A 16,411-nucleotide genomic window follows, 5' to 3' on the forward strand; every position below is an offset into this window, starting at 1 on the left:
GGGATCGACCCAGGTGTCGTCGACCGTGTCATTCTCTCGACTAGTCGCGCGAAACGAGACGCAAGGAGTAATAATCGGCCTGAAATGCAACTGAAACGAATGACGAGAGCAATGTTGCAACAATATCGGTCTAATCAATAGACTTTAATACTGGAAGCTTTTAGATAATGCGTCTAAGCTTCCAATCGTTAACAGACTACAGGACTTCTGACAGTCGAGACGGATCAGTGATTCAGCATCGGCGGGCATGACTGACCGGAGATTACAGCCATCAACGTGCTCCACGGCCTGTTTCGAACGCGATCCTTCTTGCGCAGTTCGCCCTGGCTGGTTTCGACCTTATCGTTGCCAAGACGGAACACGGGCCAGGAGCCTGCCGATCCCGGCCTCGACGGCTATGCGGCGCTGGCCGCGACATCGCATGCCGTTATCGTCACCGATGCGACCCGGCCCGACGGGCCTATCGTATTCGCGAACGACGCCTTCAGGCTCCTGACTGGGTATTCGCAGGCTGAAATCCTCGGGCGCAACTGTCGGTTCCTGCAAGGCGTCGACACCGACCCGCTCGCGGTCGCCGAAATACGCCTGGCAGTTGCGTCGGGCCAGTCGCTGAACCGCAGGATATTGAACTACCACAAGGACGGCACGTCTTTCTGGAACGACCTCACGATCGACCCGATCCACGATGCGGCCGGGCAGGTAACGGGTTTCATCGGGCTGCAGATGAACTCGGATGCCATCCATCCGGCGGACGAGGCAAGGACGGTAGCGGAGTCCGAGCTCCGGGGCATCGCAAGCGACATACCGGGCTATATCTTCAGGCGCGTGATGCGAACGGATGCCACGATCGAGATGGTCTATTGCAGCCCGTCCCTGAGCAGGATGCTCGGGATCACGCAGGCGGACGCCACGAAATCCTTCTATGACTACGTCCATCCGGACGATCATGGCGCGCTGAACACGGCGATCCGCTCCTCGGCCGCCGACATGTCGGTTTTCCGGGAGGAGTTCAGGCTCGTTTCCAAGACCGGCACCGTACACTGGCTGCGCAGCGAGGCTCCGCCCCGACGGACGGACGATGGCGAGATCGTATGGGATGGTATCGCGATCGAGATCAGCGCAGAGAAACGCTGGAAAACCGAGATCGCGCAGCTGGCCCTGAGCGATCCGCTGACCGGTCTTCTCACGCGCGAAGCATGGTGGCAGGCCATGACCATGCGGATGAACACAGCAAGCGACGATGCGAACCGCTTCGCACTCTTCTACATCGATATCCAGGCGTTCCGCGATCTCAATGATACGCTCGGCCAGCGCCGGTGCGATGACATCCTGCGCGAGATTGCACAGAGGCTCGCGGCGCATGCGCTTTCAGGCGAAGGGATAGCGGGCCGGCTCGGCGGCGACGAGTTTGCAGTGCTTGTTCCGGTCTCCGCCCACGACGACGCCCTTCCCCTGCTCGCCGACGCGCTGATCGCCGCTCTTGCACTGCCGATGCAGATCGGCAAGCGTTCGCTGGCGATCAGGACCTGTATTGGCGCGACCCTCTACGAGAGCCGGAACAGTACGGGTGCGGCCGATAAGGACTTTGCGATCGAGTTGATGATCCAGGCGGAACTGGCACTCCGCTGGGCCAAGCAGCCGGGCTGCAGCGGCTATGTTCTCTATTCGCGGTCGCAGGATGATCGCTTCCATAATCAGGCCATTCTTGCCAGGTCGCTGGAGCGCGCCATCGATGACGACGAACTGGAACTTCATTATCAGCCGGTCGTCGATCTCGCATCCGGCCGGATCGTGTCCGCCGAGGCGTTGGTTCGATGGAACCACCCGACGCTCGGACTGCAAAGACCCGATCTCTTCGTTCCCATAGCCGAAAAATCCGGCCTGATCGTCCAGCTTGGCCGCTGGGTGCTCAACCAGGCAATGCGCCAGCGGACGGCGTGGCTGAATGCCGGTCTGATGCCACCGCCGATCGCAATCAATGTATCGGGGAATCAGTTGCTCGATACAGCCTTCGTCGAGTTCGCCAAGCAAGCGCTGGCTACCCAGAACGCGGATGCGAGGGACTTCGAGATCGAGCTGACGGAAGGTCAGTTGATCGAGGCATCGCCGCAGATCATGAGTTCGCTGCACGCACTGCGGACCATGGGTTTCACCATCGCCATCGACGATTTCGGCAGTGGTCATGCAACGTTTCGTTATCTGCGCGACTTTCCGGTGGACAAGGTAAAGATCGACCAGATGTTCGTGCGCAAGCTCGTGGTCGGCTCGAGCGATGCGTTGATTATTCGCGCGATCATCTCGCTGGCCCGCGGCATGGAAATAGAGTTCGTCGCCGAAGGGATCGAGACCGAAATGCAGCGGGAGTTTCTGCAGCGCGAGGGATGCAGGATCGGCCAGGGCTACCTCTTCAGCGTGCCGCTGGTCGCCGAGGATTTTGCCTGGTTGCTGGCAAACGATTGTCGGCTGCCGCTGTCCGCACCCACCGAGGACTCCTGACATGGTCCGGGTATCGGGAACAGAAGATGGAGACAAGCCCGCAATGAATGCAAAGGAACCAGCTGCCAAGGCACCGAGCGTACCGCATGGCCGGACAATCGAGAAGGTCATCACCGGCATACCGGGATTCGACGAGATCAGCTTCGGTGGACTGCCGCGAGGTCGGCTGACGGCTGTCGTCGGTTCCCCCGGCGCGGGCAAGACGGTATTCGCGCTTCAGACCATTATCAATCGCCTGATTACGCTCGACGAGGCTTGCATCTTTGTCACGTTCGAGGAACCGCTGTCCCGGATCCGGAGCAACATCGCCTCCTTCGACTGGAAGGCCGACATTCTCGAAAACCCGATGTTCCGGTTTGTCGATGCACGGCTACCGGAACAAGCCGTGATGACCGGCGCGTTCGACATCGATGGCTTGCTTGCCGGACTGACCGCACTGGTCGAGGAGATCGGTGCACGCAACATCGTGTTCGACGGGATCGACATGTTGCTCAGCAGTCTTCAGGACGAACGGCTCGAGCGGCAGGAGTTGCTGCGCCTCGGTCATTGGATAAGCAATTCGGATATATCGGCTATCGTGACGGTCAAGACATTCGTAGCCGGAGACCGGGACCAGATCCGGGCCGATTTCCTCCTCTATATGACCGACTGCCTCATCGTCCTGACAGAAACCGTCACGGCGACCGGATCGTCACGGACCATCCGCATCGCCAAGTATCGAGGATCCGGATTTGCAGGCAACCCGGTGCCCGTCGTCATTGGATCATCCGGCATCGATGTTGTCGCTTTCAAGGGACAACGGGTTGATTATCCCACCTTCCTGGACCGGCTATCCTCGGGCGTGCCAAGGCTCGATGCGCTGCTCAATGGGGGGTATCTCCGCGGCAGCAGCACCTTGATCTCGGGTTCACCCGGTACATCCAAGACCAGCCTGGCCGTCAGTTTCATTGCCGCGGCCTGTGCTCGCGGTGATCGTGCTTTGCTGGTCAGCTTCGATGAGAGCGGCGCCCAGATCGTTGCGAACATGAGCTCGATCGGGATCGACCTTGCTCCTCATATCGAGAGCGGCCTGCTCTCCATCTGCTCGTTCCTCTCGGGAGGGCGAAGCCCGGAACAATTCTTTGTTGAAATCCGGAACCAGTTCGAGGCTGACCGGACCGATTGCCTGGTCATCGACCCGATTTCCGCGTTGTTGAAAACGGATTATCCATTCTCGGCGATGATCTGCGAGAACCTCCTGGACATGGCGAAGTCGAGGGGAGCCACCGTGGTGTGCACCTCATTGCTGGACCAGGCGAGCCACAGCACCGAGTTGTCGGCAAGCCAGGTGTCAACGATCGCCGATACATGGCTGCATGTTTCGTATGTCGCTCGCGACGGAGAACGTAATCGCGCGCTGACCATCATCAAATCGAGGGGCACCGGACATTCGAACCAGGTGCGTCAGCTGGTGCTCGAGGCGTCCGGGATCGATCTCGTCGACGTCTATGTTGCCGAGGGTGAAGTACTGATGGGGAGTGGGCGGGCGCAGAAGGAAGCCGAGACCGAGCGGCTCCATGTCCTCGAGCAGATCGTCGCGGAACGACAACGCCTCAATCTTGACCGTCAACTGGCGGAAGCGCGTGCACAGGTCCAGGCGGCTGCACTGGAACTTGGATGGAAGCAGCGGGAGGCCGACCTGCTCACCCTGGCCGAAAAGAATCGTCAGGAAGTCTACCGCGAAGCCGCCATCGAGCGGCTGGGGCTGAGACGTGCTACCGACGATCTCCCTCCGGCAGAAATTTCGACAACCCAGGATATCCTACAGGATCAAAACAATGCATCCGGTTGACCCGCCCCCGGACGGCATCGACGCCTCCGGCGAGGGCGCCGGTGAAGAGCCGGCCGTCTACCTGCGACTTTATGTGGCCCGGTCCACGCCCAACTCGGTGCGCGCGGAACGCAATCTGACTACCGTGCTCGCGTCCCTGAAGCACGAGCGCGTGCTCCGTTTCCTGGAAGTGATCGATGTGTTCCTGCAGCCCAGGCGCGCCGTTACCGAGGGTGTCATCGTCACTCCGACGCTCATCGGGCTTTGCGGCGACAAACGGATCGTGCTGATGGGAGATCTGGCCGACCGGAGCCAGCTGGAAGGCGTTCTCGCAGGACTGTCGAAGGACTGACACACCGGCTGCGGGGTCACGCAGGCAGCAGTCCGGCAGTCTGAAGCAGAAGCGTCACGTTCAGGATCGACACGAAGGCCACCATGATCGAGGCCATGACCAGGGTCCGGCCGTTCATGCGGAACCGGCCCATCACCCGCCTGTCTCGGCTGATCATCAACAGGGTGATCATCGGCAGCGGCAGCACGAAGCTCAGCACCACCTGACTCCACAGCAAGGCGCTGGTCACGTTGGCGCCGAGCGCGATCACGATGAACGACGGCAGCATCGTCACCAGCCGGCGGATCCAGATCGGGATTCGGAAGCCGACGAACCCCTGCATCACCACCTGACCGGCCATCGTGGCCACCAGCGAACTCGACAGGCCCGACGCCAAAAGCGAGATCAGGAAGATCAGCGCGGCCGCGCGGCCGAGCAACGGCGTCAGCGTGTGGTAAGCGCCTTCCAGGCTGTCGATCTCGGCGTGGTTGCCATGGAAGCAGGCGGCCATGACCACCATTGCCATGTTCACCAGCCCGGCGATGGTCAGCGCGAACACCACCTCGCGGTTCGAGAACCGGACCATGCGGGCCCGCTCGGTGTCGTTGTGCAGGACGACCCGGTTCTGGGTCAGGCTCGAATGCAGGTAGATCGCGTGCGGCATGACCGTGGCGCCGACCAGGCCGATGCACAGGGTGATCGCGGCCGGATCGGGAATGCTCGGCACAACGCTGTGATACAGCACCGCTCCCCAGTCGGCCGGCGCGATCAGCAGCTCGCCGAGGTAGCTGATGCTGATCGCCGCGACCAGGCCGGCGATCACGATCTCCAGCGGTCGGAAGCCGCGCTTCTGCATGTTGAGCAGCAGCAGTGTCAGCACGCCCATGGTCGACATGCCGACCAGCAGGCCCACATGCAGCAGCAGCGACAACCCGACCGCACCGCCGATGAATTCGGCGAGGTCGGTTGCCATCGCTGCCGCCTCGGTGAGCAGCCACATCGCCATCGTCACCGGGGTCGAGAAGCGGTCGCGCGACAGTTCGGCCAGGTTGCGGCCGGTGACGATGCCGAGCCGGGCCGCCTGTGCCTGGAAGAACATCGCGATCAGGTTGGCCACCACCACGACCCAGAGCAGCGCGTAGCCGTAGCGGGCACCGGCCTGGATGTTGGCGACATAGTTGCCCGGATCGACATAGGCGACCGACGCCACGACAGCCGGCCCCATCAGCGGCAGCAGGCTACGGATGCCATGGCGCCGACCGCTGAGGGTTTCGCCGAGGGCATGCTGGGTCCGGTCGGTCAGGGTCGGAGAGGTGGCGATGAGGAGAGACTTTCCGGAAAAGGGAACCAGCCGCGATGAGATCGTGTACACCAAGTGTAGCCTCGGCTACAATTCGGTCAACCGCCCCGAATGGCGTTATCGTGCCGCCGACATGACAAGCCCGCGACACCCGGCACTGCAGCACGACAAGGACGGCGAGCGGCCCGTGCTGGCGGAACATCATGACCGCGCGCGGACTGCACAGACGCGCGTGCTGCTGGAGGACTATGTCGAACTGATTTCCGATCTCGCCGGCGAAGGCCAGGCGGTCGGCCCCAGCTCGCTGGCGCGCCATCTCGGGGTCAGCCACGCCAGCGTCATCAAGAGCATCGGCCGGCTTGGACGCGAAGGGTTGGCAACTACCCTGCCCTATCGCGGCGTATCCCTCACCGAGACCGGCCAGGCCATGGCGGCCCGTGTCCGGCGTCGGCATCGGGTCGTCGTGGCGTTGCTGCGTGCGGTCGGGGTGCCGGAAGCCGAGGCAGAGGCCGATGCCGAGGGGATCGAACACCATGTCTCGAACGCGACGCTCGAAGCGTTCGAACGCTTCCTGACGGCGTCGCAAAAGCCTTGCACACGCGCAATTGATCCCGATTGAGCGAGCATCGCAGTTAATACATCACGAGATAACCGTGATGGTTGAAATTATAGTGAGTGGCGCACGCACGCAGCGTGGTTCGATGTGAACCGTTTCAACGCGCCCGCATGAAGACCGGATCTTCACTCAGCCTGATCGTGGTAGCGCACTGTTCTTTACGCCGACAATCTGACCATATTTCGGGACAGGCACCTTGTTCCTGAACCGTGTGCTGATCGTCGAGGACGAGGCGATGATCTCGATGATGATCGAGGATTGCCTGGATCATCTCGGCTACGATGTCGTCGCGGTCGCATCGCATCTCGATGACGGGCTGGAAAAGGCACGCACGCTGGACATCGACGTCGCGGTGCTCGACGTGAATCTGCATGGAAAGCTCAGCTATCCGATCGCGGAGATGCTGGTGGACCGACATATCCCGTTCATCTTCGCCACCGGATACGGAAGGGCCGGGCTGCCGGAAAACCTTCGCAACGTGCTGGTCGTGACCAAGCCGTTCCGCGAGCAGCAACTGGCCGACGCGCTGCGGGCCGCGACCGCCGGGGCATCGACCAGCGGGATGGATCCGCTCGCCAGGTAGATCGGCCGGCCTGTTCAGGCAGGCGTCTCGGGGCTGCTGATCATGATGTCGGCCGGGCGGCTGTTGGCAAGCACCAGCCGCACGTTCGGGAGGTCGTTCCCTTCCATCTTGGTGACGATCGCCGCCTCGTCATAATCGAACCCTGCCCAGCGCTCGAGCAGTCGTTCTACCAGTATGTCCTCGGTGACATCGAGCATGACGGTCAGATCGAACAGCGGGCCGAGATCCCGCCAGCCCGGCTGGTCCAGGAGCAGGTAGTTTCCTTCCGCCAGGATGATGCGGGCCGATGCCGGGACGATACGGCCGCCGGCACGCGCGATCTCGATCGACCGGTCGAACACCGGCACCGCGATATCACGTCCGTCATCGGCGCGCAGACGTTGCAGCATGGCGCGGAACCCATCCAGATCGAATGTGTGCGGCGATCCCTTGCGGGCGCGGTCGCCACGTGCGTTCAGCACCATGTCGTCGAAATGATAGCCATCCATCGGCAGGATATCGGCATGACCGGGGCGCACGGCATTGATCCGCTCCTTGAGCGTCTCGGCGGTCGTCGACTTGCCGGAACCGGGAGCACCGGCGATCGCGATGATCCGGCGCGACGCCGACTGTTCGGCCAGGACCCGCTCGACCAGGGACGAAACGGTCAGGTGCTCGGACATTGTTTCGTGCTCCATGCCCGATGCGGCTCGAATCGGGTGGCAGACTTCATACGATCACATCGGGATCGCCGCCACCGGCTGGATCGGGATGCTGATCTCGACCCGCAGACCCGGCTGGTTGTCGGTTTCGGTCAACGTTCCGCCAAGCTGCTTGACCAGCCCATCCATGATCCGGGAGCCGAAACCCATCTGGTGCGAGCTTCGGCCGATGCCCCGGTCCGCTACGACCATGCTGACATGCGTCGGCGTCCGATCCAGCCCGACCCGGATCGGGCCCGACGCACCCGCATAGGCATATTTGTTGGCGTTGATCAGCAACTCGGTGAGGACCAGTCCGAGCGTGACCGCCCAGTCGGCGGGGATCATGACCGCATCGACGTCCAGGGTGAAGTGTCCCATCCAGTCCTGGCCCATGAACGCGAAGGTGTCCGCGCAGAGCTCCCGGACATAATGGCCGGCATCGATCCGGTCGATCGTGTCGCCGCGATACAGGCGCCGATGTACCAGTGCCACCGCGGTCAAGCGCCGCCGCGCCTCTTCCAGCGCGGCGTGCAGGCCGGGATCGGTCGATGCGCGCGACTGCATGGCAAGAAAACTCGAGACCAGGCCGAGGCTGTTCTGGACGCGATGATTCACCTCGCCGATCGCCAGCTCCTTCTGCAGCAGCAGCAGGTCCTTTTCCAGCAGGATTCGGGTCAGCCGCTGGTTGAGCTCCCGGGTCCGGCGGTTGTGCTGCACCTCCAGCAGCACCGCCCGCAGCCTGGTGGCGGCCTCGACCTCCGCGACCGACCAGGGCCGTGCACGGCCGCTGACGGTTTCCGACCAGTCGGCGAACGACGCCCGGGGCGTCAACGGCGCGGCATGATCGGTTTCGGCTGGCTTGTGTGGATTGCCGGCCCAGTTGACCGTTTCTAGCCGCTCGGCCCTGAACCAGCACAGCAGCCAGGGCTCGTCGGCGGACAAGGTGATCGCCAGCAGGCCACTGCCGAATTTCTGGAACCGTTCCGCCTCAGGATAGGTTTTTGCAAGACTGGCACTGGCGAAAACTGGCACCAGGCTGCGCGCGATCAGCCAGACCGCCAGCTCGCGCAGCTCGTGCTCGGCGGGGCAATGGCCGGTGCTGACCAGCTCGTGCCCGCGCAGCACGGCGACGCCATCGCCGTTCATCATGCGGCCGACCTCGTCGAGATGGCTCGAGAGCACGGTCTCGAGCGGGCCCTCCTCGGACAGCACCGCGACGATCTCGTCCTCGCAGGCGCGCAGCCGGATCCGCTGGAGATAGCCTTCCGCCTCCTCCTTCGCCTTGATCTGCAGGGCGAGATTGCCGACCAGCGCCCGGCAGGTGATGCGGACATCGTGCGGGATCCTGCGCGGGATCATGTTGTGACACGCGACCAGTCCCCACAGAATGCCGCCGATCACGATCGAGAACGATGCGGACGCCCGCACCCCCATGTTCTGCAGGTAGCGCACATGGATCAGCGAGACGCTGCGCAGGCTGGCATCGCTCATGTCGAGCGGCTGCGGATCGGTCCAGGCCGGTCTCAGCTCGGCCGGCTGGTAGAACGAGTCCGGGATCACCCGGAACAGGTTGCGCACATAGAGCTCGCGCGCCTGTTGCGGAATGTCCGAACCCGGGAAATGATGGTTGAGAAACCCGTGCACGTCGTCATGCCGGTCCTCGGCCAGCACGGTTCCGGCGCCATCGTCGAGAAACTGGTAAACCATTACGCGGTCGAAACCGGTAAGGATGCGGACCTCCGCCGCCGCCCGCCTGCAAACATCGATCGGCGACGCCGACTGCTCAAACCCCGCCGCGATGATCGCCACCCGCTCCATCGCCTGCCCGGCCCGCACGCCGACGTCGTTGGCCGGCTCCAGCTCGATGATGAGGTGCGGGACGCTGCGATGGACATTCACATCCAGCAGGGCGCCGGCGGTCGTCCGGAGCTGGCCCATGAAACCATCCACGGCATCCGGACCGCGGAGGGACGCGATGTTCGCCGCGAGCGTCTCGCCCAGCATGATGTCAAGACCCTGGCCGTGCCAGTCCTCGATGCCGAGCACGCGCTCGACGTCGCCCGCGACATGCGTGACGAGCAGGCTGTCGATCGACGCCACCAGCATGATGCCGTGCGGCTGGATCGACCCCGGCGTACGAATGGGCTCCCGGTCGCAGGAGGAGCCTTCGGTCGGTGTGAACAGGATCTCCATCGACAGTGCTCCTCGCGCCAAGGCGGGAGCACTGCACGGCTCTCAGCCGCCTGCGCCCGGGATCTCAGGCAGGCGATGACCGATCATACGCGATGGCCGCGATAGTTAGACAGCCTTGAATAAGGCCGTCCTCACGCGAGCCGGCTTACCAGATCTGGGCGCGATCCTTCGGGGCCAGATAGAGCTTGTCACCGGGCTTCACGTTCCAGGCCTTGTACCAGCCATCGATGTTGTGCATCGGCATGTTCACCCGTGCCGATGGCGGCGAATGCGGATCGGTCACCAGCAGCATCCGCGCCCGATCAGGGCGCACCTTCTGGCGCCAGACCTGCGCCCAGCCCAGGAACACGCGCTGGTCGCCGGTCAGCCCGTCGATCACAGGTGCCGGCTTGCCGTTCAGGAAGGCGTGATACGCATCCAGCCCCAGCGTCAGCCCGCCCAGGTCGGCGATGTTCTCGCCCATCGTCAGCTTGCCGTTCACATGCGCGCCGGGGAACGGCTCGAGCGCGCTGTATTGCGCGCCGAGCCGGTCGGCACGCACCTGGAAGCGCTTGGCATCCTCCTTGGTCCACCAGTCGTGCAGGCGGCCCTTCTCGTCGAACTTGCGGCCCTCGTCGTCGAAGCTGTGCGTCATCTCGTGGCCGATGACGCCGCCGATCGCACCATAGTTGATGGCCGGGTCTGCATCCTTGTTGAAGAACGGCGGCTGCAGGATGGCAGCCGGGAACACCACCTCGTCGAAGGGCGGGTTGTTGTAGGCATTCACCGTCTGCGGCGTCATGTCCCACTCGTCGCGATCGACGACGTGACCCTGGTGGCCGACCCAGTAGGCCCACTCGAAGGCGACCGATCGTTTCGCATTGCCGTACAGATCGTCGGCATGCACCTCGAGGCCGGAATAGTCGCGCCACTTGTTCGGGTAGCCGATCTGGATCAGGTGGTTGTCGAGCTTCCGGATCGCGGCCTTCTTGGTCGCGTCGCTCATCCAGGCATTGTGCTGCAGCCGGATCCGGAATGCCGCCTTCAACTCGCCGGTCAGCGTCTCCATCGCCGCCTTTTCCTCGGGCGGGAAATACCGTGCCGCGTAGACCTTGCCGATCGCCATGCCCATGGCGCCGCTGGTCGCCGCAACCGCACGCTTCCAGCGCACCTCGATCTCCGGCTGGCCGGACAGCATCTTGCCGTGGAACTCGAACGATGCGTTCACGAACGGCGAACTCAGATTGTCGGCGGCATCGTCGACCAGATGGAACGCCAGCCAGGCCCGCAGCGTGACGAGGTCGGTCGCACCGGCGATCTTCGCCTCGGCGGCGATCGCGGATTTCTCGGCCAGCACGATCGTGTCGGCGTGCGGCAGGTCGGCCTTCGCGAAATAGGTCCGCCAGTCGAAGCCGGGCGCCTGCTTCACGAGGTCCGCCAGTTTGGTCGGGTTGTAGGTCTTGTCCGGATCGCGCTCGTCGGCACGCGCCCAGTGCGCCTGTGCGAGCTTCGTCTCGAACGCGACCACCGCCGGCGCCGCCTGGTCCGCGTCCGGCCAGTTCACCAGCTTGAGCATCTGCGCCACATAGGCCTGGTAGGCGGTTTTCTTGGCGGCGAATTCCGGCTTCGAGTAGTAGTCGCGATCCGGCAGGCCGGTGCCACCCTGGGCCAGACCGACCGAATATCTGGTCGGGTCCTTGGCATCCGGCTGGATCGACAGGCCGAACAGCGAGGTCTGGTAGTTGTGCTGCGCGTCGCCGAGCAGGGCGGCGAACGCGGTCCGGTCGGTGACCGCCTTGACCGCGTCGAGATCGGGGGCGAGCGGCTGCATGCCGCGCGCTTCGATCGTCTTCTCGTCCATGAACGACGCATAATAGGCACCGAGCTTCTGCTCGATCGTGACCGGGTTCTGCACCGGATTGGCCGATACCTGCTTCAGGATGTCCTGCACGCGGGTGCGGGACAGTTCGGCCAGCTTGTTGAACGCGCCCCAGGAGGTGTGGTCGCTCGGGATCACCATCTCCTTGATGGCCGTGCCGTTGGCGTAGTCGAAGAAGCTGTCGCCCGGCTTGGCCGAGGTGTCGCGCCCAGCCAGGTTGAAGCCCCAGGGCGTGAAGGTGTCGCTCGGATCGACCGCGGCAGGCGCCGGAGCGGGCGTTGCGGCAGCCGGCGCCGTCGTGACGGCGGCAGTCGGGGACGCCGTCTGCGCACCGGCAACACCGGCCAGAAGGCAGAGGCTCGTTGCCGTCAGCAGGGCCAGCCGGAGCGTCCGGTTGGTGCGCGGACCGCTGCCGTCATGTCGTTCGCCAAATCCCACGTCGAAGTGCCCCTGCTCATGTTGTAACGGCGAGCAGAGCAAGGATCGGGCCCAGCCTGTCAAGCCGCCGGATGACGGTCGATCAGCCGGTGGCGAGCGCCTCGGTTTGCGGCCGCCGCACGGTTGCCGGGCGCCTGGCCATGATGCGGGCGAATTTCCGGCGGCGTGCCTGCATCGCGGCGAACGCCATGCGCGCGGCGAACTTGGAGACGCGCCCGTGCGGCGTGAAGCCGATCGTCTTGAACATCATGCCCATCGCCCGCTCGATATGGCTGCGGCGATAGAAGCCCATCGCCCGCGACATGTAGGCGGCGATACAGCGCTTGTGGTCGTACGCCACCCCGTCGCCCTCGTTGGTGCAGTGATAGGCGTAGGCGAGCTCGTCATCCTCGCTCTCGGTGATGCGACCCAGCGCGATGCGGGTGCGGCTCATCACGCCCAGCTTCTCGCGCTTCAGGTAGCGATGCATGTGATCGTAGAACAACTTGAAGTGACGATACTCGTCCGCCGCGATCTGCTTGCAGATCAGCTTGAGCACCGGCTCCTCGGTCGCCTCGGCCATGGCGGTGTAGAAGCTCGACGTGCCGGTCTCGACCATGCAGCGGGCGATCAATTCGCCGGTACGGCTGCCGCGCACCGAGGCGTCGACCTCCAGCGGGATATGGTACGACGAGCGGTAGCGCTCGAAACTGGACGGGTAGTCCCAGCCCGGATCGGCCAGCATCGCCCAATGGCCGAGCGCGTCGCCGTGCTGCACTTCCTCGATCGCCCAGTTATCGACCGCGCCCTTGAAGTCCGGATCGTCGGTGAAGACGTTGTTCAGATAGACCGCATAGTCGAGCCCGTTGCGCTCGACCACAGAGGCCGCCTTGACCATCCGAAGCACATCGAGATCCACGAGGGCCGGGTCGAACCGGTCCCAGGACACATCCTCGATCCGCCAGTGCTTCATTCCGTCCTGCTCCTGCTTCCGTCGGCGCGCCATGCCGCCGGCCCCTTGTGGCCGGGACCGGCCCGCCCGTGACAGCCTCAAGTCTGTCACAATGCCATCGGTTCGGCGAACCCGGAGCAACAGTCCCCCACTCCGTGGCCGTTCTGCCACAGCCGTGACCACGGCGATCGTCGCACGCCGTGGCGTGACTTTATGCCCGGGCCGATGCAAACATCCCCGCAGTTCGGGGGCCTCGTCGTCCAGGGCCATCGACAAGACGCCAGCCAACCGTTCGCACTGCCACCCCCGGCCGGGCCGGGCCAGGCATCGACCGGATCGGAGGGCCGGACCACACCGGAAGGAGCCCTCGCGGCCATGAACATCCACGAATACCAGGCCAAGACCCTGCTCAAGGGATATGGCCTGCCCGTGCTCGCGGGGCGTGTCGCACGCTCCCCGGAAGAGGCGCTGACCGCGGCCCGCACATTGCCCGGCCCGGTCTATGTCGTGAAGTCGCAGATCCATGCCGGCGGCCGCGGTGCCGGCCGCTTCGCCAACGACCCGAACGGCAAGGGCGGTGTCCGCCTGGTCAAGACCCCGGCCGAGGCCGAGGAAGCCGCGACCGCGATGCTGGGCCATATCCTGGTCACCAAGCAGACCGGCCCGGCCGGCAAGCAGGTCAACCGCCTCTATATCGAGGCCGGCTGCGACATCAAGCACGAGCTGTATTTCTCGATGCTGACCGATCGCGAGAGCGGCCGGATCGCCATGATCGCCTCGCGCGAGGGCGGCATGGAGATCGAGGAGATCGCCCATAACAGCCCGGAGAAGATCCTCAACGCCACCATCGACCCGGCGCTGGGCTACTCGGACTACATCGCCCGCGACCTCGCCGCCGGCCTCCAGCTGACCGGCAAGTCGATCGGCCACTTCGCCAAGGTGGTGCGCGCCATCTACACCGCCTTCGTGGCGCTCGACGCCGCCTCGATCGAGATCAACCCGCTCGTGGTGACCGGCGACGGCAGCCTGGTGGCGCTCGATGCGAAAATGACCTTCGACGACAACGCGCTGTTCCGTCATCCCGAGCTCGAAGACCTCCGCGACGAGAGCGAAGAGGACCCGAAGGAGCTGGAAGCAGCCCGCCACGGCCTCTCCTACATCGCCCTCGACGGCAATATCGGCTGCATGGTCAACGGTGCCGGCCTGGCGATGGCGACCATGGACATCATCAAGCTGGAAGGCGCCGAGCCTGCCAACTTCCTCGATGTCGGCGGCGGCGCCACCAAGGAGCGCGTGGTCGCGGCCTTCAAGATCCTGCTGTCGGATCCGAACGTCGAAGGCCTGCTGGTCAACATCTTCGGCGGCATCATGCGCTGCGACATCATCGCCACCGCGGTGATCGAAGCCTCGCGCGAGGTGAAGCTCACCGTGCCGCTGGTGGTTCGCCTCGAAGGCACCAACGTCGAGCTCGGCCAGCAGCTGATCAACGATAGCGGCCTGCCGATCATCAATGCCAGCGATCTGTCGGACGCCGCCCGCAAGATCGTCGCGGCCGTCAAGGGGGCGAAAGCCTGATGTCGATCCTCGTCAACAGCCAGACCAAGGTCATCACCCAGGGCTTCACCGGCTCGCAGGGGACCTTCCACGCCGAGCAGGCGATCGCCTACGGCACGAAGATGGTCGGCGGCGTCACCCCCGGTAAGGGCGGCACCACCCACCTGAACCTGCCGGTGTTCGACACCGTCGCCGAGGCGCGCGAGCGCACTGGCGCCGACGCCTCGGTGATCTACGTGCCGCCGCCGTTCGCCGCGGACTCGATCCTCGAGGCGATCGCCGCCGAAGTGCCGCTGATCATCTGCATCACCGAGGGCATCCCGGTGCTCGACATGGTGCGGGTGAAGAGCGCGCTTCAGCACAGCAAGAGCCTGCTGATCGGCCCGAACTGCCCGGGCATCATCACCCCCGACCAGTGCAAGATCGGCATCATGCCCGGCCACATCCACCGGCCCGGCAAGGTCGGCATCGTGTCCCGCTCGGGCACGCTGACCTACGAGGCGGTCGCGCAGACCACGGCGGTCGGCCTCGGCCAGAGCACCTGCGTCGGCATCGGCGGCGACCCGGTCAAGGGCATGGACTTCATCGAGGTGCTGGAGATGTTCCTGGCCGACGATGAAACCACCTCGATCGTCATGATCGGCGAAATCGGTGGCGCGTCCGAAATCAACGCCGCGCATTTCCTGAAGAGCCACAAGGTTAAGAAGCCGACCGTCGGCTTCATCGCCGGCGTGACCGCCCCTCCGGGCCGTCGCATGGGCCATGCGGGCGCCGTCATCACCGGCGGCAACGACACCGCTGCCGCAAAGATCGAGGCGATGCTGTCCGCGGGTATCCACGTCGCGTCCAGCCCGTCGTTGCTGGGCGAGACGATGATCAAGGCGCTGAAGGGTTAAAGCAAGTCAGGGCTCTGCCCTGGACCCGGGAGGGGACGGTCGTCCCCTCCACCCCTATTTAAAGCTGGGTGGCTCAATCGGCCCGTTAGCGAAATAGCGATATACAATCCGATAGCAGATTGTTGTAGAATCAGTTGAGACAGCCGTTTCTAGCCAAAAGCTCCCTGTCTGCTGTGCCCAGTGTGCAAAAGCAGACGCTATACGGACACACTTCTTCGGCGGTTTTCGACCATCAAGATGAACGTTGAGCGCTGATTAAAACTTTCCCCCGTGCAGCCGTCCGTTCATCCTCTACTTCTCGGAGAGGCAAGCATGAAGCCACCTGATGCCCGTGATGGTGACGAAGCCGGATAAGCAACCGAAATCCATTAGACGAATCTTTAAGTCACATGCTCCGCTGCTATTAGCTAGATTTAAAGAACTCTACCTCAGCCACGGTCAGGAAGAGACACATGCTGCCTCGCGGGCAACCAGTTCGAGGTAAGTCATAAACGGCTCTTTAGGGTCAGAACCCGCCAGCCGAAATGCAGTTTCGGTTCCGCTACTACCGAACCCACTAATTACCGCGCGCGTTTGCCTTCATCGGGTCCGTCCTCTCATCAGAGTGAACCAAGCTCAACCACCTGTCCGAAATGCGGAGACCACCTGAGTAATCGTGGCAGCGCGCTTGCCGCCGGATCCGGCAAGCAGCCCGTTTTTCCGGCCGAGCGCCACCGCCGCAT

12 protein-coding genes are annotated in these 16,411 nt (G+C 63.8%); 7 read left to right on the forward strand and 5 right to left on the reverse strand.

All coding sequences use genetic code 11. From position 1 onward, the window contains the following. The first annotated feature begins 345 nt into the window (after nt 1-345). Genes HN018_RS16395 through HN018_RS16405 form a run of 3 tightly spaced genes read left to right on the forward strand, consistent with a single transcriptional unit; the run spans nt 346 to nt 4,658 of the window. The gene (locus HN018_RS16395) at nt 346-2,496 is read left to right on the forward strand and encodes a putative bifunctional diguanylate cyclase/phosphodiesterase (protein ID WP_171833064.1); all 2,151 of its coding nucleotides are present in this window, start codon (nt 346-348) and stop codon (nt 2,494-2,496) included. Between the two features lie 43 nt (nt 2,497-2,539). Beyond that, complete coding sequence (gene kaiC, locus HN018_RS16400) at nt 2,540-4,327, forward strand: circadian clock protein KaiC (RefSeq protein ID WP_171833063.1); 1,788 nt, start codon at nt 2,540-2,542, stop codon at nt 4,325-4,327. Continuing rightward, nucleotides 4,314-4,658, forward strand: coding sequence for a circadian clock KaiB family protein (locus HN018_RS16405; RefSeq protein ID WP_171833062.1), 345 nt, complete (start codon nt 4,314-4,316; stop codon nt 4,656-4,658). The genes kaiC and HN018_RS16405 overlap by 14 nt, the downstream gene beginning before the upstream one ends. A gap of 16 nt (nt 4,659-4,674) precedes the next feature. On the opposite strand, the gene HN018_RS16410 is transcribed toward HN018_RS16405, so the two are convergent. After that, the gene (locus HN018_RS16410; protein ID WP_239478758.1) at nt 4,675-6,009 is read right to left on the reverse strand and encodes an Nramp family divalent metal transporter; all 1,335 of its coding nucleotides are present in this window, start codon (nt 6,007-6,009) and stop codon (nt 4,675-4,677) included. Here HN018_RS16410 and mntR point away from each other — a divergent pair. Beyond that, on the forward strand, nt 6,002-6,556 hold the full coding sequence (gene mntR / locus HN018_RS16415) for a manganese-binding transcriptional regulator MntR (protein WP_239478761.1): 555 nt from the start codon (nt 6,002-6,004) through the stop codon (nt 6,554-6,556). The two genes, HN018_RS16410 and mntR, sit on opposite strands and share 8 nt — an antisense overlap. A gap of 193 nt (nt 6,557-6,749) precedes the next feature. Beyond that, nucleotides 6,750-7,136 carry a response regulator gene (locus HN018_RS16420; protein WP_204259556.1) on the forward strand — a complete coding sequence of 129 codons (387 nt, stop codon included), beginning with the start codon at nt 6,750-6,752 and terminating at the stop codon, nt 7,134-7,136. A 14-nt stretch (nt 7,137-7,150) separates the two neighbouring features. On the opposite strand, the gene HN018_RS16425 is transcribed toward HN018_RS16420, so the two are convergent. From HN018_RS16425 to HN018_RS16440, 4 genes are all read right to left on the reverse strand, one after another. Then, nucleotides 7,151-7,798: a nucleoside triphosphate hydrolase gene (locus tag HN018_RS16425; protein WP_171833061.1), complete on the reverse strand. Its 648-nt coding sequence runs from the start codon at nt 7,796-7,798 to the stop codon at nt 7,151-7,153. Nucleotides 7,799-7,852: 54 nt separating this feature from the next. Then, the gene (locus HN018_RS16430; RefSeq protein WP_171833060.1) at nt 7,853-10,012 is read right to left on the reverse strand and encodes a histidine kinase dimerization/phosphoacceptor domain -containing protein; all 2,160 of its coding nucleotides are present in this window, start codon (nt 10,010-10,012) and stop codon (nt 7,853-7,855) included. A 145-nt stretch (nt 10,013-10,157) separates the two neighbouring features. After that, on the reverse strand, nt 10,158-12,308 hold the full coding sequence (locus HN018_RS16435; protein ID WP_171833059.1) for a M13 family metallopeptidase: 2,151 nt from the start codon (nt 12,306-12,308) through the stop codon (nt 10,158-10,160). 82 nt (nt 12,309-12,390) lie between these two features. Further along, a complete protein-coding gene (locus tag HN018_RS16440; protein WP_171833510.1) occupies nt 12,391-13,260 on the reverse strand; it encodes an acyl-ACP desaturase in 870 nt (289 codons plus the stop codon). 354 nt (nt 13,261-13,614) lie between these two features. Between HN018_RS16440 and sucC the strand changes: the two genes are divergently transcribed. Both sucC and sucD read left to right on the forward strand, forming a co-directional pair. Beyond that, nucleotides 13,615-14,814, forward strand: a complete 1,200-nt coding sequence (gene sucC / locus HN018_RS16445) for an ADP-forming succinate--CoA ligase subunit beta (RefSeq protein ID WP_171833058.1) — start codon at nt 13,615-13,617, stop codon at nt 14,812-14,814. Then, nucleotides 14,814-15,689 (forward strand): succinate--CoA ligase subunit alpha, encoded by an 876-nt coding sequence (gene sucD, locus HN018_RS16450; RefSeq protein ID WP_171833057.1) that lies wholly within the window; start codon nt 14,814-14,816, stop codon nt 15,687-15,689. The genes sucC and sucD overlap by 1 nt, the downstream gene beginning before the upstream one ends. Nucleotides 15,690-16,411 lie beyond the last annotated feature (722 nt).

The sequence above is a fragment of the Lichenicola cladoniae genome, assembly GCF_013201075.1.
GTDB classification, from domain to species: domain Bacteria; phylum Pseudomonadota; class Alphaproteobacteria; order Acetobacterales; family Acetobacteraceae; genus Lichenicola; species Lichenicola cladoniae.